Raw genomic sequence first — 20,211 nt, 5'->3', positions numbered from 1 at the left:
AGACACCGTGTCTTAGGGCTCGTTTGTTCAGACCAACACTTCTGCAGTTCAAGGTTGCGGCGTGTGGTTTAGTGGCGAATCAATAGCTGACCACCGGTGGTCACCGCTCCACAAGGCACTGAAATACGTCAACGGCATCTTTCCTCGGGGGCCCACGTAGCTTCTATTCACAGGAGTAGATGAGACCAAATGGGAGGACTCACTGAACTCAGGGGTTGTGACTTGGTTTGTACTTTCAACGATCTTCACGGAACCAGTGCTCTTCGTCTGGTGATGAATTGGATATATGGCGAGGTTTCACGTGGAACCTCGTTTCAACCGATTAAGATGCAACGAGCTGCCTCTCAAAGTGCACCGAAAGAAGTAGTCGGCACCAGCATCATTGTTACAACGTTGTGGTTGCCCATTCTTTGCCGGTGTCGAGTGTGTCGTAATCTCCCAAAGTTGGCATCATGCGAGCGCCGGTGCTGTTTCGCTTTGTGTTGCGTGGGAAGGCGTCGTATGGCTCGTGCGTGCTCAGTCCACTATCGGTGCCCTTGCGAGATGATCACCCCCTACCGGTGATCTGCTCACGACTAGCTTCCTGTGTAACGTACGTTTCACGTGAAACACGTGCTGGCGAATACCATCGCACGGCTGGTTCGCGCATCTGCTCGACGCGAATACAGCTGTTCTCCGGGTAATGAGGCGTATGCGGGTGGGATAGAACTTCTGGTTATTTCAGTCTGCTGGGCTGAGGCGGGAACTAGATCATGTTCTGCGCCCAGGTCATATCCCCAACTCAGGGGGTCATCGTCGAAACTACGGCCTCTTCGCTTCGTTGTTTCACGTGAAACAACCGAGCACTGATAAGAGACGCGCTGCTATTCAACACACGTCTTTTAGCTGAACGAACAGCCCTATTAGTACTGGATGTAATTAGTATAGGGTCAGGGACTCTCAACGCCCCGATACCTCATATTTCGATGTGCCGAACGCGAGTACTGTCGACTACCGTCTCTGGCTGGTCCAGTGAATCGCCTGTTCGCAATGATGGCGCTGTCGACGTGATTAGAGCCGGTGTCCCCGAAAATGCATGGGCAGTGAAGGGCGGGTTAGTTCGACGTCATAAGGATGCCGTGATGTCAGCCGGGGTTTCTGGGTGTTGTTATAGTCATTGGTCTTGCGCCATCGGAAAGCTCGTATGGTTTCACGTGGAACGACGGAACTGGACTAGCCTTTTTCGTTGTCGTGTGAGAGCAAGTCAGTTCGTGTGTATGGTCGCTGCGAAGCTACGCGAGGTTGTGGCCGAGAGTTTCAATGAGCAGGCAGTCGTCCAGATGGCTTTGCTCCTCACAGGAGGGCCCTTGTGGCTCGGGCGATTCGTCGATTGAAGTCTACCCAGGCTGTCGTTTCACGTGAAACATAGCTCTCCCGAGCCCATGCTGGGAGGTCGGTAGGGTTCGGTACGCGCGCTGCGCCGGGTTAGTGCGGGTCGACCGTTGTCCGTTGTAGGTGTTGTCCCTGAGTTGTATCAACCCGTCTTCGGTGCTTGAAGAGAGCGCCTGTTCTCTGTGGTTAGTCGTCTGGTGCTTTGTCTCCAGAGGGCCAAGAATGAGGCGAGAAGAGCCGTGCTCCTATTCAAGAAGCACGGCTCTGGAGGCAGCGAGGTTGAAGCTGGGTGACTAGTTCAGCGCCTTGATGGCATCGAGACTGAGTGTGCCAGTCTGCGGATCTTTGTCCTCAAGAATGTAGAGGCGCTGGAGCGCAGCGGCTATGCCGTCGGCAATCGCGTCTCTGACATGCGGATCCTTGAGATTCTCGAGATCGTCAGGGTTGGTGAGGTAACCGCTGACGACATGCACCTTCGGTGTCTTCAGTCGTTTGAGTGATGACCACGTGCGCGCATGCGTGCGGCAGTCCAGCATTCCGGTCCGTGCGACCAGTTCGCCTTGGATCAGCTCCGCCAGCTTCTGCCCTGTGGGCGAGTTGAGATCCGCCTGACGTTCGTGGCCGAAGTAGAAAGTTGCCAGTCCGTTGGCATCCTTGGACTTGCTGACATCTGCCGTGACGGTGATGACCGCAGATGCACCGAGTATATCTGCACGATTGACCTCGACAGCATCGCCTTCAAGGAGAAGAGCCCCCGCTCCGATGGCTTCCAAACGACCGACAAGGCGACTTGCTATGTCTGAAGTGATCTGACGTTCGAGGGCAGATTGCTCGTCGGTCATCGGCAACGTCTGGAAATCTACAACTGTAGTTGCGGCCTCGATGACGAAAGTGCGGCCGACGAGGGATGTGCCCGAGGCTGCCACACGTGCACGTTCCTGAAGCGCGAAGAGATTGCCGGTGTCCTGGTTGCGGTCGATCGCGTTGAGTCCGCGCAGAGTCTGTGGTCCCGTGACACCGTCGACCTTCGTACCCAAACTCATCTGCAGTTCCTTGACCGCTGCCTCGGTCAGAGACGCGTACTCGGAATCGATACGACCTGGATAGAACCCCAGGCCGGCGAGTTTGGTCTGGAGGTCGACGACATCATCGCCTGTCAGCACCCTGACGGGGTCGAATCGGAGCACACGGTCACCCAACTGATATCGGGCCTGCTCCAGCGCAGAAAACGTCTCAGGACCCAACACACCGTCGCAGAGGATTCCCCGATCCTGCTGGAACTGGCGGACGCCCAGCTCAAAGGCTCGATCGAAGTCCGCGGTCTCGGTATCACCGACATGGAGCCCCAAACGGGCCATCTGAGCTTTGATATTGGGCAGCATCTCGGAAATGTCGCCACGCGAATAGCGCGGTAAGTTCGTGTTCGTCAATGCGTTGCCAATCGTAGGTGATGCGTTTCGAGGGACAGTGTTCAGCGGCGCTCAGAAATGCCTAAGGCGCCCGTTGATACTACAACAGGCGCCTTAGAACTCGATCAGATGAAGTCGGAGAGCTCATCCTCGAGAGCGGGCTTCGGACGTGCGCCGATGATGGTCTTGGCGACTTCGCCGTCCTTGAAGACGTAGAGCGCCGGAATCGAGGTGATTCCATAGGTGCTTGCGGTCTCGAGATTCTCGTCAGTGTTGACCTTGACCACGTTGAGCTTGTCTCCGTGCTCTTCGGCGATCTGGTCGACGATGGGGCTGACCATACGGCAGGGGCCGCACCAAGGAGCCCAGAAATCGACGAGTACGGGCTTGTCGGACTTCAGTACGTTCTCTTCGAACGTGGCATCAGTGACTTCTGTCGACATGAGTAACCTTCCTTCACAACGAATGTCTCTATCAGAACAGTGGAGCTGGATCTTTCATTCCCGGGCCTATTCGCTCGGCCCGCTGTGCTGTCAAGCGCAGCGTTACGAGCGGGCGTTTCGGGATCAGGAAGCGACTGAGGCTTCGGCCACTGCTGCCTCCGCCATGGCGGGCTTTGAAGCAGCTTCGAGGTCGCCGAGGTAATGTTCGGCGTCGAGGGCGGCCGAGCAGCCCGAACCGGCAGCAGTGATGGCCTGACGATAGACCGAGTCGATGACGTCGCCTGCTGCGAAGACGCCCTCGACAGACGTCTTCGAGGTGCGACCGTCGACGCTGAGGTACCCGTCGGCGCGCATCTCGAGCTGATCGGCGAACAGGCTTGTGCGCGGGTCGGAACCGATAGCCACGAACATGCCGGTCACCGGCAGTTCTGAGGTCTCCCCAGTGACGGTGTTGCGGATGGTCAGCCCGGTGAGGGAATCTTCACCGTGGACTTCGGCGACCTCGGAGTCGAGGAGGAACTCGAGCTTCTCATCGGCGTTCGCGCGGTCCTGCATGGCCTGCGAAGCACGCATCTCCTGCCGACGGTGGACCAGCGTGACCTTGGACGCGAAGCGGGTGAGGAAGGTGGCCTCCTCGAGTGCGGAGTCGCCGCCGCCGATGACAGCGATGTGCTGATCACGGAAGAAGAATCCGTCACAGGTGGCGCACCAGCTGACTCCGTGCCCGGAGAGCTTCTTCTCGTTGGGCAGTCCGAGCTCGCGGTACGCCGAGCCGGTTGCCAGGATCACGGCCTTGGCTGTGTAGCGCGCCCCCAGAGCGGTCTCGATCTCGTGAGCACCCGGGTTGAGTTTGAGGGTCTCGACATCGTCGTAGATGACCTCGGCACCGAACTTCTCAGCCTGCTCTCGCATGCTCTCCATGAGTTCGGGCCCCTGCACACCGGCGGGGAATCCAGGGAAGTTCTCGACGTCGGTGGTGTTCATCAGTTCGCCGCCTGCGGTCACCGATCCTGCGATGACGACCGGCGAGAGGTTCGCACGGGCCGCGTAGACGGCCGCGGTGTAGCCGGCTGGCCCCGATCCGATGATCACCAGTTGAGTATCAGTCATGTGAAAAGTTCCCTGCTTCTATCTGCTGTGCTCAGCGCGCCGCGGAGTGCCGCGCGAATTGACGTTCGTATCTATAACGGTACGGTGCCGCGGACTATTCCGCACCCGCATCCTGTCCGGCATCAGGGTACGAGGAACTGCTGGTCGGTTCAGAAGAACTTCACAGAGCTGATGGTGGCCTTATAGCCGCCATCGGTCTGCGGAAGTTCAGTGACCCAGAGGATGAGCTTGTCCGTCTCGACGTCTTCATCGAACTCCACGGTGACGGCGCCGTCCGCATCGAAGACGCCTTCGCCGATGACCTTCGCGTCCTCGGGGTCGTCCCCGTCACGGATCTCGAACTTGCCTCCGGAGTTCCCCGACGCCACCTTCACCTTGCTGATGGTGGACTCGTCCTCGAACTCGAAGAGCAGACCGACACCGGATTTGAGATTGCCGAAGCTCGCCGAGTTGTACCGGTCGGTGTTCCAGGATCCTTCGGCCTTGGGAATGACGTTCTCGGTTTCACTGTCGTGTTCCGATCCGTCGCCTTCGGGGTCGAGGGATTCGACGGTCTTGATCTTCGGAGGATCGGCTTTCGGAGTCTTCTTCTCTTCCTTCTTCGTCGGCTGCTCGCTCGCTGCGGACGTCTCGGAGACCGGAGTGGACCTCTCGTCTCCCGAGTTGAAGCCGATGATGACGATGCCGAGCACGATTGCGGCAACGACCGCGAGGCCGAGAACCAGCCACAGGAAGGGTTTCCGAGTGGCGGCTGGATCCCGCTCGTCGGGGCCTGCTCCACCCGAACCGCTGCCAGCACCGCCGGAAGCCGCGCTACCGCCAGCACCACCGGTGCCGGCACCCCCTGCCGTGGCTGAGGCAGCTGCGGGTGCGGAGCTCGAAGCCGCTGAACCGGAGGACTTGGCTGCAGCGCCCGCAGCCGCGGCAGCACCGGCAACGCCTGCTGCCGCGGCACCTGCTGTCCCGGCAGCCTTGTTTCGGTTCTTCACAGACCCAGCCTGGGCTGCACCGGTCGAATCGCTGTGCTGTTGGCGCGGTTTCCCGGCCTTGCGCTCAGCAGGGCGCACAGATTCGGAGCCCTCAGCCGCCTCGGCGCGGGACTCACCACCGGTGTTCCGGTTGTCGACTGCACTGCGATCGTCAACGGAGTCCGGGGACAGCCGGCGCATCTCCTTCGGCGGTGCGGCAGCATTGGCTTCCTGCTGACGGGCAGCCGAACTCGCCTCGAAGGCGGCAAGCCGCCTGCGCGCTTCGTCTTCCTTGGCCTTCGCGATCCGCCGTTCGCGTTCATACTCGCGTCGCTGATGCTCGCGCTGCTGTTCATTGGTTTCGAACATGCCGCCGAGGAACCAGGAACCGTCGTCCTCGTCCTCGCCGTCCATGATCACGCGAGTATCGTTCTCATCGCCTTCGTCGTCGTTCTCGGGGACGATCTCAAGTGCCTGAGTGTCAGGATCCGAATCGTCTTCCCGGCTCATGATCGGGGTCGTGAGGTTCTCGTCGTATTCGTGCTCCGCATACTCCGAATACTCCGAGTACGTCTGCTCCGGCTGCCATTCCTCCCAGTCCTGAGCGGCGCTGTCGAGTTGTTCCTTCGCAATCGGGAAGCTCGAGGCCTCGCGCATCTGCATCCTGTCGGCATACCGGCCCGTGGTGCTTCCGACCACTCCGGCCGCCAGTCCCCGCGTTCCCGGACGAGTGATTCCGATGCGCACCAGGGCGGCCTGCACCTGATCTTCGCTGGCGCTGGTCGAACCGCCGGGACCGGGCCCGATGGTCTTCGAACGTGGAGCGGGCAGGCTGGTGGCCTCATCAAAGCTGCGCGGCAACTGATCGAACAGATTCTCGTTCTCCGCCACCGGAGCGCGATTGACGTAGCGCAGCAGTTCCGGGTCCCACTTGTCGATATAGCCGAGAACCTCGGCGACCGAACCCGGACCGGGATCCGAACCTGTGATGATTCCACTGACGAAATCATCGAGTCTGTCAGGGACCTCGGGGTTGAGCGCCTGCGCCCGGGCGATCCGGGCGTTCTCTTTCTCCGCAGGTGGAATGCCGTCGAATGCCTCTTCGCCGGGCCAGTATCCGGTCAGAGCCGTGTAGAAGAGCTGGACGAGCGCGAGGGCGTCTCTACGTGAGGCCTTTGTCGGCGTGTAGTCCTTCTGCTCGACGAGCCCGGTGTCCAGCGCCAGTGCCGCATCGATGCCGATGCCTGCGATGACCACCGCACCCTTCGACGTCAGACCGACCAGACTCGGACGCAGGAACATGTGGAACAGTCCCCGCCTGGCGGAGGTCACTAGCGCCGAGCCGACCTCGCCGATGAGTGCGCAGGCGGCGTCGACGGGCAACGGCGAACGGGGCAGGATCTGGTTGAACGGCGTCACCGCGATGCGCTTGATGACGATGTAGTCCAGTCCGTTGGAATGGCCGACGTCGAGGGTCGGGGCGATGCGCGGGTCACCGAGGATCGACACACGACGGGCGGCTTCGAGGACGTCGTTGGAACCGTCGGCATCGGCGACGAGGATGAGCACGGGTTCATCGAGGATCGCATCGAGTCCGGTACAGACGGCACCGACCTCGGGCTTTTCGGGAAGCCATCGGCGGTCGACGGTCGATACGACATAACGGCCGGCCACCACCATGCCGGGTTCGATATCGATCAGGGCGACCACCTCCGGTGGGGATTGACGGGGCTCAGGCTGTTTTCCTTAGTTTTCCAGCTACCACGCCAATAATCGAATGCAACTCTCTGACTCTGAGCAAATAACAAGCTCCGATGAAGAACAGGAGCATCACGGTGCCGACGGCAGCCGTGGTGATGAACGCCTGCCAGCGTCCTGCCAAGGCGAAGTTCGGGAAGAAGTAGAGCAGACCGAACCCAGCGCCTGCGGCGACGATCGCAGCGAGTAGGAACTTCATGTGCGAGGTGAGGATTCCGCGCAGGTCGATGGCGCCGAGGCGCTTCTTCAGGACCGCAAACGAGATGATCATCGCCATCAGATAGCCGAGGCTCATGACGAGACCGATGATCGCCACCGTCACCGACTTCGGGAAGATCGATACCGAGAGGACGGCCAGGGACTGGAAGATGATCTGCGGCAGCTGGATGAGGAACGGGGTCTTCGCATCCCCGTAGGCGTAGAACACCCGCTGCGCGAGATAGTTCGCGCTGAAGGGAACGAGGCCGAAGACCATCGTGATGATGACCAGACCGATGGCCATGGCCTGTTCGCGACCAGGACCGGCAATGATCATCGCCACCGGTGAGGCGAGGACGACGAGGGCGGCGAGGGCGAAGGTGTTGACCATCCCGACCATCCGCACACCCATCGAGAAGTCGCCGACGACAGCCTCGGTGTCCTCCTCGGCCGCGTTCTTGGCCAGAGAGGTGAACAGTGCCGTGGCCAGAGAGACCGCGATGAGCGAATGCGGGAGCATGAACACGAGGTAGGCGTTCGTATAAGCGGCGTTCGAAGCGTTTCCGTCGCCGGGGATCGAAGCCCCCGAGGCGACGCGGGAGATGATGAGGAAGCCGATCTGGCCGATGAGCATGGCTGCGAACGTCCAGAAGGCGACCTTGCCGGCCGAGCCGAGTCCGACTCCCCGGAATCCGAATGTCGGCTTGTACTTGAAGCCGATACGCTTGAGCGGCCAGATGAGGATGAGCGCCTGAGCCGCGACGCCGAGGGTCGCCGTTCCGGCGATGAGGGCGATCTTGTCCGGGGTCCAGGTGTCGAGCCCGTGCGGAGACGCATTGTTCGTGCCGAAGATGAGGATGAAGACGGCAAGTCCTGCGATCGCGACGACGTTGTTGAGCACCGGTGCCCACATATAGGGACCGAACGACGACTTCGCATTGAGCACCTGGCCCAGCAGCGTGTAGAGGCCGTAGAAGAACAGCTGCGGCAGACACCAGAAGGCGAAAGCCGTAGCCAGCGCCATCTGCTCCTCGCTCCACCCCGAAGAATAGAGCCAGACGAGCAGCGGGGCAGCAGCGGTGGCGATGATGCTCACACCGGCAAGGAGCAGGAACGACAGCGTCAACAGTCGGTTCGTGAAGTCGGCACCGCCGTCTTCCCGTTTGGAGGCACGCACGATCTGCGGGACGAGGACAGCATTGACCACACCGCCGGCCAGCAGCATGTAAAGGGTGTTCGGCACCTTGTTGGCTATATCGAAGGCATCGGCCTGGACCGCCGTGACTCCGATCGCCATGGCCAGCATCGAGGCTTTGACGAAACCGAGCACACGCGAGGTCATGGTGCCGGCGGTCATGATCGCCGAGGACCGGGCCAGGGATGAGAAGCTGGACACGCTCTACCTCTTTTCGGGGTCGTCGGTCTTGGCGCGGGCCATCGCATCGGCCAGCTGCTGTTCGGGGATCTTCGGTCGCCCCCGAGAAATGGTCTTGATCAAGCCGATCACGAACACCACGGCCAGGGCCAATCCGATCACAGCGGTGCCGATGTTCTCCCAATCGGCGCGGACCCGAACCATGAGTGATTCCTGCTTGGGCAGGACCACCTCGTCGGCGGTGACCATCTCGATCGTCGTCGGCACATCGGCGTTGGCGAGGCCCTCGACGGGCACGTCCACACGCATCGTCTCCGCGGCAGGCACCTTGACGGTCTCCGTCTCCTGCGCCCGCAGCTGCGGAGTGTTCGGCTTCATCCGGATCCTCAACGTCGCCTCGGCGGGGGAATCATTGACGATCGTGACCGGAATCGTCGTCTTCTCGCCGGTGACGAGGAGGACGGACGATCCCTTGCGCAGGTGCAGGCTGTCCATGAGATTCTCGCTCTGCTCGCGGGCCTGACCGGCGCAGATGTTCGCGTTCCGGCCCAGGGTCCACGCCGCCGAGGTGCAGGTGAGGAGTTCGCGGTCGAGCCGGATATCGGCGCTGTCACGGTCACTGAAGACGCTGTTGAAGTCCGCTTGGTTCTCCCGGGTCATGGCCAGCGATTCCACGGCCCTCTTGCGGATGTGCGGAGCGTCGGCATCCGTCCGCAGCAGCCCGCGCGCCTCGGAACCGGAATCGAGGATCTTGTCGACTCCGGTGGGAGCGATCCACGGTGCCGAGCTCAGTTCCTCGACGGTCTGCTCCCAATTCGCCGAGGCGGCCGCGCGTGGGAGCGGAACGAACAGGCTGCGAGTGCGGTAGGGCGCCTCGGATTGGATCACCGCGGACTCCGCGACGAGCTCTGACAGTGCCCCGGCCGGGTTGTCCTCGGCGATCGCCTCGGCGCTCATGTCAGTGAGCTTCGTATCCGAGATGAGAGTGTCGATCGTCGACTCGCCATCGTCAGTGATCGTCGTCTGCGAATGCGCATCATCGTGGATGCCGGTGATCGAAGGCTGCTGACCATCGCTGAGGATCGCGGTGGAATTTCCGGACTTCTTCAGTGCCCGCAGCCCGTTCTTCGTCGCACTTCCGGCAACCGGCCAAGCGATGTCCGTGCGGGCATCGGGGAAGACGTCCTTGACGATCTCGCGCTGCTTCTGAGCGAAGGAGCTCAGTCGGTCGATCTTCGTCCCGCGCAGAGCACTGAGATCGGGATCGCCATAGGGCAGAGCGACGACCGTGTGCTTCTGTGCCGCCTCCACGAAGTCCTGATACCAGGAATCGAGGCGTTTGCGCTGCTTCTCTGCGGCTTCGAGTTCGGCACCGCTGGAATCGGCGTCATCGTTCTCCGGCGCTCCGACCGGTGGCGACTGAGTCTCCTCACCGCTTCCCCCGTCGGGTTCTTCGGTCTCCTCCGGTGCGTCGGCGGGAGGCGGTTCGGCGATCGCGGCTTCGAAGGATGCGATGATTCGCGGGTCGATCGCCAGAGCGAGCTCTCTGTGTTCCAGCAGCTTTGCGATCGTGTCGAGCGAACCGCCTTCGGCAATGGCGGCATCGAGCCGGTCGGAAGGGATGAGTCCGCCCTCGGAATGGCCGGGCAGAGTGACGGGAGCGAGCAGGCTGATCTTCGTCTGATCGAACTCCGGATCCGGGTACCACGTGGTGAAGCCGAGCGCAGAGGCCCGCAGACCGGTGTCGTCGCCGAGCTGAACCGCCAGCCCCCGCGGGCCCCAGGAACTCACGGGTGAGGACTTGCTCAGGTCGAGGTCATCGGCGGGCACGCGGAAGGTGAATTCCGCGGAGGTGCCGGGATCGATGGTGTCGTCGAACGAGGTGTCGAGGGTGATTCCCGAGCTGTCATCGGAATCGGCGTCCTTGTCCTTCTTCGCCTTCTTCCTCGCTTCGGTTCCATCATGCTCGAGATCGGCGACGGTGCGGTGCTGTGCCTGTCCCTGCTTCCAGGAGGTCAGGCGGGATTCGGAATCGAGCTTGCGAGTCGACATCTGCAGGCTCAGGCTCGGCTTCTCGACCGCCTTCTTCGTCGTGTTCGAGATCGTTCCCCGCACGGTCAGCGTGCCCTTGTCATCGATCCACGGAGTCACCTCGTCGAGGGTGATCGAGACCTCATCTTTCTTCGCATCGGTGTCCGCGTCGGTATTCGCATCGGTGCTGGCTGCGGCCGGGGCGGCATCGAGCAGCGGATATGCGAAAACCGGCCCTGCGAGCAGCAGGAGCGTGCTCAGCAGGGCGGTGAGGAATCGCAGTCGGCGGATGGGAATGGGTTTCACTGCTCCAGTCGGGACACCATCGGTCGGGCGGCGGCGACGATTCGGCGCTCATTGGCGAACGACAGTCGCGAACGCAGGTCATTGAAGGGCACCCACGCCGCATCGATCGCTTCTTGGTCAGGATCATTATCCACTGTCAGAGTCCCCGACTGTGCACGCAGCAGGAAATGGTGGACGAGTTTGTGGATCCGGATTCCGGTCACGGTGAACCAGTAGTCGACGGTTCCCAGCGGGCAGATGATCTGCCCCGCGATCCCGGTCTCCTCTTCGACCTCACGGCGAGCCGCCTCGGCGGGGGTCTCCGTTCCTTCGAGATGCCCCTTGGGGAGGCACCATTCGATCCGGCCGGCGCGATTGATGCGCGCGATGACGGCCACGGTCAGCAACGGGTGAGAGAAGTCGACAACGATGCCACCGGCGGAGATCTCCTCCACTGTGGTGCGGCGGGACGTGCGGGGTCCCGGCTTGGGCATCGGTGTGGTCATTCTCCTACCTTAGTAGGCGAAGCTTGGAAGTTTCGTGTCATCTGCTCCCGGTAGGCTTATGGAGACCGGAACTCACGCCTGGACGCGGGAGACGAGTTCCCATGGGCAAGAGCAGAGATCTGAAGAATTGAAGGAGCTCGGTGGATCCGCAGACCGCGCACAACCGACTGCACGACAAGCTCGACGAACTCGAGCACATCCTCGGCCCGCTGGGTCAGAGGTTCTCCTCAGCCGGTTTCGAACTCGCCCTCGTCGGCGGTTCCGTCCGTGACGCGCTGCTCGGTCGCCCCATGCCCGACCTTGACTTCACCACCGATGCTCACCCCGACGACATCCTCGGACTGATCTCCGATTGGGTCGACACACATTGGGACATCGGACGCGAATTCGGCACCATCGGGGCCGTGAAGTCCGGTGTGCAGATCGAGATCACGACCTACCGCGCAGAAGCCTATGAAGAGGACTCGCGCAAACCTGTGGTCGCCTTCGGCACGGACCTCGACGCCGACCTTGTCCGCCGCGACTTCACGATCGGGGCGATGGCGATCCGGCTGCCTTCGAAGACGTTCGTCGACCCGCATCATGGATTCGACGACCTCATCGCCGGTCGCATCCGCACCCCCGGGGCCGCCGCGGACTCGTTCTCCGATGATCCGCTGAGGATGATGCGCGCGGCCCGGTTCACCTCTCAGCTCGGGCTCGACCCAGTGCCTGAGGTGGAAGAGGCGATGACGGCGATGGCCGATCGGATCGAGATCATCTCCGCCGAACGCGTCCAGGTCGAACTCGTCAAGCTCATCACCGGCATCGATCCGGTCGCCGGAATCGACCTGCTCGTGCGCACCGGAATCGCCGACCATGTCCTCCCCGAGGTGTCCGGACTGCAGCTCGAGACCGATGAGCATCATCGGCACAAGGACGTCTACCAGCATTCGCTGACCGTGCTGCGTCAGGCAGTCGAACTCGAGAGCCGATATGCCGCGGCTCAAGAGGAGGCCGGAATGGCCGACGGTGATCCGCAGCGCCTGCGCGTGCCGGACTTCGTCGTGCGTTTCGCCGCGCTCATGCACGATGTCGGCAAACCCGCCACTCGGCGTTTCCAGCCCGGCGGTGCCGTGACGTTCTACCATCACGACGCGGTCGGTGCGAAGCTCACGGCCAAGCGGATGAAGGCGCTGCGCTTCGACAAGGACACGACGAAGGCGGTCGGCCGCCTCGTCGAACTGCATCTGCGCTTCTACGGCTACGGCGATGCCGGGTGGACGGATTCGGCGGTGCGCCGCTATGTCACCGACGCGGGACGGCTGCTCTCGCGGCTGCACATTCTCACCCGTGCGGACGTGACCACCCGGAACAAGCGGAAGGCCGATCGGCTCGCGTTCGCCTATGACGACCTGGAAGAGCGCATCGAGTCCCTGGCGAAACAGGAAGAACTCGATTCGATCCGCCCGGACCTCGACGGCAAGCAGATCATGGCGATCCTCGATATCGAACCATCACCGCTGGTGGGCAAGGCGTACAAGCATCTGCTCGAGCTGCGGATGGAGCACGGGCCGCTCGGACGCGAACGCGCCGAGGCGGAGTTGCGCTCCTGGTGGGAATCCCACGGTCAGTGACCGACCCCCGCCTGCTCACCGGCTGATCAGTGCTGATAGCTTCGTAATCGTTTAGATTTGTGTGTGACGTCACATGATGTGACGGTGGCGAAAGGTGAGGAGACCACAATGACAGTGACCGAGGAGTTCCGCGCTGCCCGAGACAAGCTGATCGAGCTCCGCAGCGATTACGAGGCCGCGCGTGAACAGTTCGAATGGCCGCGTCTCACGCACTTCAACTTCGCACTCGACTGGTTCGACAAGATCGCCGAGAACAACGACAAGCCGGCTCTGTGGATCGTCGAACAGGACGGAACTGAGGGCAAGTGGAGCTTCGCGGAGCTCTCCGCGCGGTCGAACCAGGTGGCGAATCACTTCCGCCGCGCCGGGATCAAGCGCGGCGACCATGTCATGGTCATGCTCAACAACCAGGTCGAGCTGTGGGAGACGATGCTCGCCGGCATCAAGCTCGGTGCCGTGCTCATGCCGGCCACCACGCAGCTGGGCCCCATCGATCTCACCGACCGTGCCGAGCGCGGTCAGGCCGAGTTCGTCGTCGCCGGCGCCGAGGATGCCGCGAAGTTCGATGACGTCGATGTCGAAGTCGTCCGCATCGTCGTCGGCGGCGAGCCCACCCGCCAGCAGGACTACAGCTACTCCGATGCCGATGATGAGAGCACCGAGTTCGACCCTCAGGGCAGCTCGCGCGCCGATGACCTGATGCTCCTCTACTTCACCTCGGGCACCACCTCGAAGGCGAAGATGGTCGCCCACACCCATGTCTCCTACCCGGTCGGTCATCTCTCGACGATGTACTGGATGGGACTGACACCCGGCGACGTCCACCTCAATGTCGCATCGCCCGGCTGGGCCAAGCACGCCTGGTCGAACATCTTCACCCCGTGGATCGCCGAAGCCTGCGTCTTCCTCTACAACTACTCGCGCTTCGACGCCAACGCCCTCATGGAGACCATGGACCGCGTGGGAGTGACGAGCTTCTGCGCCCCGCCGACAGTGTGGCGCATGCTCATCCAGGCCGACCTCAGCCACCTGAAGAATCCCCCGACGAAAGCTCTCGGTGCCGGTGAACCCCTCAACCCCGAGATCATCGACCGCGTTCACAGCGAATGGGGTGTGCTCATCCGCGACGGCTTCGGTCAGACCGAGTCGACCCTGCAGATCGGCAACTCGCCCGATCAGGAGCTCAAATACGGTTCGATGGGCAAGGCCCTGCCCGGATTCGACGTCGTGCTCATCGACCCGGCGACCGGTGAGGAAGGCGACGAGGGCGAGATCTGCCTGCGCCTCGATCCTCGCCCCGTCGGATTGACCACCGGATACTGGAGCAACCCGGAGAAGACCACAGAGGCCTTCGAAGGCGGTGTCTATCACACCGGAGATGTGGCCTCTCGTGATGAGGACGGCTACATCACCTACGTCGGTCGCGCCGATGACGTGTTCAAGGCCAGCGACTACCGGCTCTCCCCCTTCGAGCTCGAAAGCGTGCTCATCGAACACGAGGCCGTCGCCGAGGCGGCCGTCGTGCCCTCGCCTGATCCTGTGCGACTGGCTGTGCCCAAGGCGTATGTCGTGGTGTCGAGCAAGTTCGAGGCCGATGCCGAGACGGCGCGGTCGATCCTCGCCTACTGCCGTGAGAATCTGGCTCCGTACAAGCGCATCCGCCGACTCGAGTTCGCCGAGCTGCCGAAGACGATCTCCGGAAAGATCCGTCGCGTCGAGCTGCGCGCCCGCGAAGACCAGCTGCATCCGTTCAGCGGCGAACCCGTCGTCGAGGGCAACGAGTACGCCGACACGGACTTCGACCTCAAGAGCTGAGCGGTGCCGCGACTCTCGTTCAAGCGGCCCAGTACTTTTCAGCCCGTATACCTGTGGCAAAGCGCTTGGCGGCTTGAACGAGGCGTCGCGGCTGGCGGCACCTGCGGAAAAGTGCGGGCACGCTTGAACGAGAAGGTACGCGCGCCTGGTCGAGGTGCTCCGGCTGGCGACGCCGAGCACTGATCTGCGGGCAGACATTTTGAATGTGAGCAAACACGCACTCGTCATGGTTGATTCTCCCGCAGTCAAGTAAAATGCCTGGTGAGATGCCGAATGCGGGGTTACTCTGAGAACGGTTCGGTAACCTGGCGTGTCTGCAGGGCGTCAGGCTCAGCACTTTTTCATCCTCTACTAATGAATGCGTGCGAGACTGATTGGCGTCTTTGACCTTTTTCGGACCTCGTCGCCACGCATTGCGGCAGGCTGACTGACCTGGAGGACCTTGGGTGGCTAAGGGACAACACACAGCCAAGAACATCGGCAGGAATACGAAGAACCTGCTCAACTACCCGCGAGCGGGTGTGAGCGGATGGACCCGTTTCCTGCCGAGCATCCGCGTACTCGTCGTCGGCGGGCTCAGCCTCGTCATCGCCCTGTGCGTGGCGTTCGCCATCGGCTATGCCGCAACGGACATCCCCGAGCCGAACCTCGAGGCCACCGGTCAGACCTCGACGATCTACTACAGCGACGGCAAGACGCCGATCGGTCAGTACAAGGTCGAGGACCGCAAGTCAGTGGAGATCGACGAGATCTCCGAACCCATGCAGAAGGCCGCGATCGCCGCCGAGGACACCTCGTTCTACGAGAACCGCGGCATCTCGATCAAGGGTCTCTCCCGCGCTGTCGTCGGCGTGGCCACGAATAAGTACGCGGGTGGCGGTTCGACGATCACCCAGCAGTACGTGAAGAACTTCTACCTCACGAACGAGCATTCGCTTGATCGCAAGGTCAAGGAGATGTTCATCTCGCTCAAGATCGACCAGCAGCAGTCGAAGGACGAGATCCTCGCGAACTACCTCAACACCATCTACCTCGGCCGTCGTTCCTACGGCATCGAAGTGGCATCTCAGAACTATTTCGACAAGCCGGCCTCGGAGCTCAATGTCAGCGAGTCCGCTCTGCTTGCCGCGATGATCCAGCGCCCGGGTGCCGCCGATCCTTCGGACAACCCCGAGGCCTATCAGGACCGCTTCGACTACGTGGTCAAGAACATGGTCGACGAAGGCTTCATCACCGAGGAGCAGGCCGCCAAGGTCGAGATGCCCGAAGTGAAGAAGCAGAACAAGGAATCCTCGCTGTCCGGGCAGAAGGGCTACATGTGGGATTTCGTCCGTCGTGAAGCCCTGCGCAAGCTCGATATCGATGAGGCTCAGCTCGACCGCGGTGGCTACAACATCGTCACCACCTTCGACAAGGATCGTATGAAGGCAGCCGAGCAGGCCATCAAGACGCTTCCCCAGGACCAGCCTGAAGGAATGCAGGCCGGACTCGTCTCGATCGACCCCGACAACGGCGGAATCGAAGCTTTCTACGGTGGTAAGAACTACCTCGATCAGGCGTTCAATGCCTCGACCCAGAGCCATGTGCAGGCCGGATCGACGTTCAAGCCATTCGCGCTCGTCGCAGGTCTGGAGAACGGTGTCAGGCTGACCGATTCCTATCCCGGTGCCAGCCCGACGGTGCTCAACAACGACGGCACGCCGTGGCCGGTGCGCAACTTCGGCGGCTCGAGCTATGGCCCGGTGAGCCTGCTCAAGGCGACGCAGTCCTCGATCAATACAGCCTATGCGGCACTCAACGTGCAGGTCGGGCCCGACAAGACTGTCGACGTCGCCGAACGTGCGGGTCTGAGCGAGAACTGCACCGACAAGGAGATGAAGACCGGGGATACCGGCGGCTGCTCGATCGGTCTGACCCCGAACCCCTCCAATGTGCTCGGTACGCCCAGCGTCAAGCCCATCGACATGGCTTCGGCGTACGCGACCTTTGCGGCAAACGGCGTGCACCACGAGACGCACTCGATCAAGAAGGTCACGAAGGGTGCCGAGGACGAGGAAGTGTACAAGGCCGAAACCAAGGGCAAGCGCGTCTTCGACAAGGCAGTTGGTGCCGAGACCTCGTACGCCCTGAGCCAGGTCGTTCAGGGTGGTTCGGGCAGCTACGCCCAGAACCTCGGTCGTCCTGCTGCCGGCAAGACCGGTACGACGAACGAGAACAAGGCCGCATGGTTCTCCGGTTACACACCGAACCTCGCCACCTCGGTCGTGCTCTATCGTGAGGTCGACGGAAAGTCCGTGTCTATCGGCTCCTTCGGCGGTCGCGGTGAGGTCACCGGTGGTTCGTTCCCCGTTCAGGTGTGGACCGACTACATGCAGAAGGCCCTCCAGGGTGAGAAGGTCGAACAGTTCCCGGCTCGCGGCGAGCTTCCCGATAAGCCGAAGCCGAAGAACTCCAACCCGGCCCCGGCTCCGAAGCCCGAGCCGAAAGCACCGTCGGGCAGCAACGACGGCAGCGACGGGGACAAGGAGAAGGAAGAGCCGAAGGCTCCGATCGAGACTCCGAAGGACGACGAGGACAAGAACAAGGACTCCGACGGCGACGAGAAGGGCAAGGAAGAAGGCTCGAAGGACGGCTCCGACGAGGGTTCGAAGGACTCCGACGGTAAGGACAGTGGGTCCGATGACGGCGGCGGTGGTGACACCGGTGGCGGCAACGGTTCCAACAAGGGCTCCGGCGGCGGTGGCGACACCGGTGGCAACGGTACCGACAAGGGCTCTGGCGACGGTGGCGACACTGGCGGTGGAGACACCGGAAACGGCAGCAGTGAAGATGGCGGATTGGGCATCGATGACATCACCGGCTGACCGGTAACCTCGAGTCATGCCCTCGAAGTCCAGCACCCGGATCGCCGAGCCTCTGCTCGGCGGTCCGGTCGGCATTCACCTCGGTGCTGCCGGTCGCCGGTTCCGCAGCGCGCAGGCCTCTGCGCTGGCTGCGGTCCTCGGCGTCATCACCTTCCTCGCTCTGGCTCTGCAGGGCCCGTGCCTGAGCTCGGGATACGAACAGCCGGCCGCCTCGGCGAGGATGTGCGCAGGTCCTCTGTCCACGGCGTTCCTCGGTGACACCAACCCCGAGGTACTTGGGCGCGCGCACGGCGGAGCGGCGGCCCTGGCCCCGCTGGAAGCTCGGCTGGTCGACCTGTTCCAGCTGTTCACCAACGACGTCTCCCTCTTCATGGTCGTCGTGCTCCTGCTCAACACCGCAGGGATCGCTGCTCTCGGCGCCGGACTCCTCGTCCTCGCCCGCTTCCGGGGGTGGCTGGTCGCGGTCTTCGTCTCCCCGCTCATCCTCTTCACCCTCGGCTCCACTCTCGACCCGATTGCCCTCGCGCTGGCGGTGTGGGCGATGGTCATCTTCTTCGGAACCCCACCGCTACGCCCGCGCGGGTGGTTGGCCGGTGTGCTGCTGGGCATCGCGACGTTCATCAACCCACTCGCCCTCCTCGTGCTCCTCGCCCTGACGGTGACCGGGCCGAACCCGGCACGGGGACTGAAGGCGCGCAATCCGCGGATGATGCTCGCCGCGGCCACGGTCACCTCGGCGGTGCTGCTCGTCGTCGATCTCAGCGCGATCGACCGGATCATCCACTGGTACTCCGATGCCGTCGACGGCGGATCCTTCGCGTCGATCCTGCTCATGGCCGAACTCGGCGACGTGTCCGTCTGGGCCACGCTGTGGATCATCGTCAGCGCCGGAGTGGTCCTCGCCGTCACCGTCTCCCTCTACATGGTCCGCCGCACGGGTCTCGACCCGGCCGTAGCCGCATGCCTGCTCATCGGCGGCTGCCTGCTGCTTGCGCCGGGACTCATGCCCTGGGACAGCCTGTGGCTGCTGCCCTTCATCGCCCTGTCCGTCCGCCGCTGGTGGGTGCTCATCGTCTGGACCCTCGCCGAGGCGGTCTTCGCCGTCGCCGTCCAACTCGGCGATGTGTCGGGATTCGAAGTCGATGAGGGACTCGAGTCCACCTTCGTCGCCCTGTTCACCCTGCTGCGGCTGCTCGCTCTCGTCCTCGTCGTGATCATGGCCGGTGAGAACCTCTACCGGCGAGGTATCCGCGGTCGCATGGCTGCGTCGGCGCCGCCTCGGCGAGAAGAGATCGACGATCCTGGCGACGCACTGGAACATCGGGCTGCTGGACGTAAGGAAGAGCACGAATCCGGACATGACAGTCAGCGCACCGGTCGATTAGACTAGTGAGGTCTGTTCCCATTTCGTGACGATCACGAGACGGGGAGCGGGCGTGCATATACCCTCCTGCCATGGACCGACCATGGCCGCAAAGACCAGAGGAGGTGGGTGACATATGCGTAAGTACGAGCTCATGCTCATTCTTGATAACGACCTCGAAGAGCGGACGCTGGCTGACACCGTGAACAACCTGATCAAGGTTGTCCCGGCTGAGAACGGCACCGTCGACAACGTGGATATCTGGGGACGTCGTCGCTTCGCGTACGAGATCCAGAAGAAGTCCGAAGGCTACTACGTCGTGGTTGATTTCCACGCCGAGCCTGCAACGACCAAGGAACTCGATCGTCAGCTCGGACTCAACGAGTCCGTTCTGCGTACGAAGATCCTCCGCCCGGACGCCAAGTAAGGCATCTTAAGCTACCTCGCTTCTAGGAGATTCAATGGCAGGCGAAACAGTCATCACGGTCGTCGGGAACCTCACCAGCGATCCCGAACTGCGCTTCACACCGAACGGTGCGGCAGTCGCTAACTTCACCGTGGCCTCGACGCCGCGTATCTTCGACCGTCAGGCCAACGAGTTCAAGGACGGAGAGACTCTCTTCCTCCGCTGCTCGGTGTGGCGTGAAATGGGAGAGAACGTCGCCGAATCTCTGCAGCGCGGTACGCGGGTCATCGTTCAGGGCCGACTGAAGTCCCGGTCCTTCGAAACCAAGGAAGGCGAGAAGCGCACGGTCATGGAGCTGGATGTCGACGAAGTCGGCCCCAGCCTGCGACGCGCCACCGCCCAGGTCTCGAAGAACAGCCCCAGCGGCGGAGGAAACTTCGGCGGTGGCGGCGGCAACTTCGGTGGCGGCAGCCAGGGCGGAGGCGGCCAGCAGGGCGGCTTCGGCAACCAGCAGTCCTCCGGCTGGGGCAACAATCCTCAGCAGGGCGGCCAGCAGGGCGGTCAGCGCCAGGGCTACAGCCAGGGCGGCAACAACGCACCCGCCAATGACCCGTGGGCATCATCGAACCCGCAGAGCGGCAACGGCGGCTGGGGCAACCCCGGCGCCGATGAACCCCCGTTCTGATCCACGTC

The 20,211-nt window shown here is 62.4% G+C and carries 13 protein-coding genes; 6 read left to right on the top strand and 7 right to left on the bottom strand.

Going from position 1 to position 20,211, the window contains the following annotated elements; all coding sequences use genetic code 11:
* Positions 1–1,664: 1,664 nt before the first annotated feature.
* The 7 genes from AC239G_RS18755 to AC239G_RS18725 form a co-directional block, all read right to left on the bottom strand.
* A complete protein-coding gene (locus AC239G_RS18755; protein ID WP_458311337.1) occupies positions 1,665–2,753 on the bottom strand; it encodes an N-acetylmuramoyl-L-alanine amidase in 1,089 nt (362 codons plus the stop codon).
* 152 nt (positions 2,754–2,905) lie between these two features.
* Entirely contained in the window at positions 2,906–3,223 is a 318-nt protein-coding gene (gene trxA, locus AC239G_RS18750; RefSeq protein ID WP_039211718.1) for a thioredoxin, read from the bottom strand.
* Positions 3,224–3,346: 123 nt separating this feature from the next.
* Positions 3,347–4,333 carry a thioredoxin-disulfide reductase gene (gene trxB / locus AC239G_RS18745; protein WP_139467599.1) on the bottom strand — a complete coding sequence of 329 codons (987 nt, stop codon included), beginning with the start codon at positions 4,331–4,333 and terminating at the stop codon, positions 3,347–3,349.
* Positions 4,334–4,482: 149 nt separating this feature from the next.
* The gene (locus AC239G_RS18740) at positions 4,483–7,011 is read right to left on the bottom strand and encodes a protein kinase family protein (RefSeq protein ID WP_487489508.1); all 2,529 of its coding nucleotides are present in this window, start codon (positions 7,009–7,011) and stop codon (positions 4,483–4,485) included.
* A gap of 22 nt (positions 7,012–7,033) precedes the next feature.
* Positions 7,034–8,653 (bottom strand): murein biosynthesis integral membrane protein MurJ, encoded by a 1,620-nt coding sequence (gene murJ / locus AC239G_RS18735; RefSeq protein WP_139467597.1) that lies wholly within the window; start codon positions 8,651–8,653, stop codon positions 7,034–7,036.
* 3 nt (positions 8,654–8,656) lie between these two features.
* Positions 8,657–10,969, bottom strand: coding sequence for a DUF6049 family protein (locus AC239G_RS18730; protein WP_248283864.1), 2,313 nt, complete (start codon positions 10,967–10,969; stop codon positions 8,657–8,659).
* Complete coding sequence (locus AC239G_RS18725; RefSeq protein ID WP_025779589.1) at positions 10,966–11,454, bottom strand: NUDIX domain-containing protein; 489 nt, start codon at positions 11,452–11,454, stop codon at positions 10,966–10,968. The genes AC239G_RS18730 and AC239G_RS18725 overlap by 4 nt, the downstream gene beginning before the upstream one ends.
* A 140-nt stretch (positions 11,455–11,594) precedes the next feature.
* Here AC239G_RS18725 and AC239G_RS18720 point away from each other — a divergent pair, with 140 nt between their 5' ends.
* The 6 genes from AC239G_RS18720 to AC239G_RS18695 all read left to right on the top strand — a co-directional run bounded on the left by AC239G_RS18720 (position 11,595) and on the right by AC239G_RS18695 (position 20,203).
* Positions 11,595–13,070, top strand: coding sequence for a CCA tRNA nucleotidyltransferase (locus AC239G_RS18720; protein ID WP_487489507.1), 1,476 nt, complete (start codon positions 11,595–11,597; stop codon positions 13,068–13,070).
* 108 nt (positions 13,071–13,178) lie between these two features.
* Complete coding sequence (locus AC239G_RS18715; RefSeq protein WP_139467595.1) at positions 13,179–14,885, top strand: AMP-binding protein; 1,707 nt, start codon at positions 13,179–13,181, stop codon at positions 14,883–14,885.
* Between the two features lie 446 nt (positions 14,886–15,331).
* Positions 15,332–17,749, top strand: coding sequence for a transglycosylase domain-containing protein (locus AC239G_RS18710; RefSeq protein WP_259358020.1), 2,418 nt, complete (start codon positions 15,332–15,334; stop codon positions 17,747–17,749).
* A gap of 16 nt (positions 17,750–17,765) precedes the next feature.
* Positions 17,766–19,139, top strand: coding sequence for a hypothetical protein (locus AC239G_RS18705; RefSeq protein ID WP_487489506.1), 1,374 nt, complete (start codon positions 17,766–17,768; stop codon positions 19,137–19,139).
* Between the two features lie 109 nt (positions 19,140–19,248).
* On the top strand, positions 19,249–19,539 hold the full coding sequence (gene rpsF, locus AC239G_RS18700) for a 30S ribosomal protein S6 (RefSeq protein WP_025779601.1): 291 nt from the start codon (positions 19,249–19,251) through the stop codon (positions 19,537–19,539).
* A gap of 34 nt (positions 19,540–19,573) precedes the next feature.
* Positions 19,574–20,203 carry a single-stranded DNA-binding protein gene (locus tag AC239G_RS18695; RefSeq protein WP_172173179.1) on the top strand — a complete coding sequence of 210 codons (630 nt, stop codon included), beginning with the start codon at positions 19,574–19,576 and terminating at the stop codon, positions 20,201–20,203.
* Positions 20,204–20,211: the final 8 nt, after the last annotated feature.

It is taken from the genome of Brevibacterium sp. Lmc1, from assembly GCF_057654315.1.
This window is presented reverse-complemented; position numbering and strand designations above follow the sequence as displayed.

Excerpts from the sequence above, each read along its gene's own strand:
- trxA (WP_039211718.1), bottom strand. The coding sequence starts at position 3,223 with ATGTCGACAGAAGTCACTGATGCCACGTTCGAAGAGAACGTACTGAAG.
- AC239G_RS18755 (WP_458311337.1), bottom strand. The coding sequence starts at position 2,753 with ATGCTGCCCAATATCAAAGCTCAGATGGCCCGTTTGGGGCTCCATGTC.
- AC239G_RS18725 (WP_025779589.1), bottom strand. The coding sequence starts at position 11,454 with ATGACCACACCGATGCCCAAGCCGGGACCCCGCACGTCCCGCCGCACC.
- AC239G_RS18715 (WP_139467595.1), top strand. The coding sequence starts at position 13,179 with ATGACAGTGACCGAGGAGTTCCGCGCTGCCCGAGACAAGCTGATCGAG.
- rpsF (WP_025779601.1), top strand. The coding sequence starts at position 19,249 with ATGCGTAAGTACGAGCTCATGCTCATTCTTGATAACGACCTCGAAGAG.
- AC239G_RS18695 (WP_172173179.1), top strand. The coding sequence starts at position 19,574 with ATGGCAGGCGAAACAGTCATCACGGTCGTCGGGAACCTCACCAGCGAT.
- trxB (WP_139467599.1), bottom strand. The coding sequence starts at position 4,333 with ATGACTGATACTCAACTGGTGATCATCGGATCGGGGCCAGCCGGCTAC.
- AC239G_RS18705 (WP_487489506.1), top strand. The coding sequence starts at position 17,766 with ATGCCCTCGAAGTCCAGCACCCGGATCGCCGAGCCTCTGCTCGGCGGT.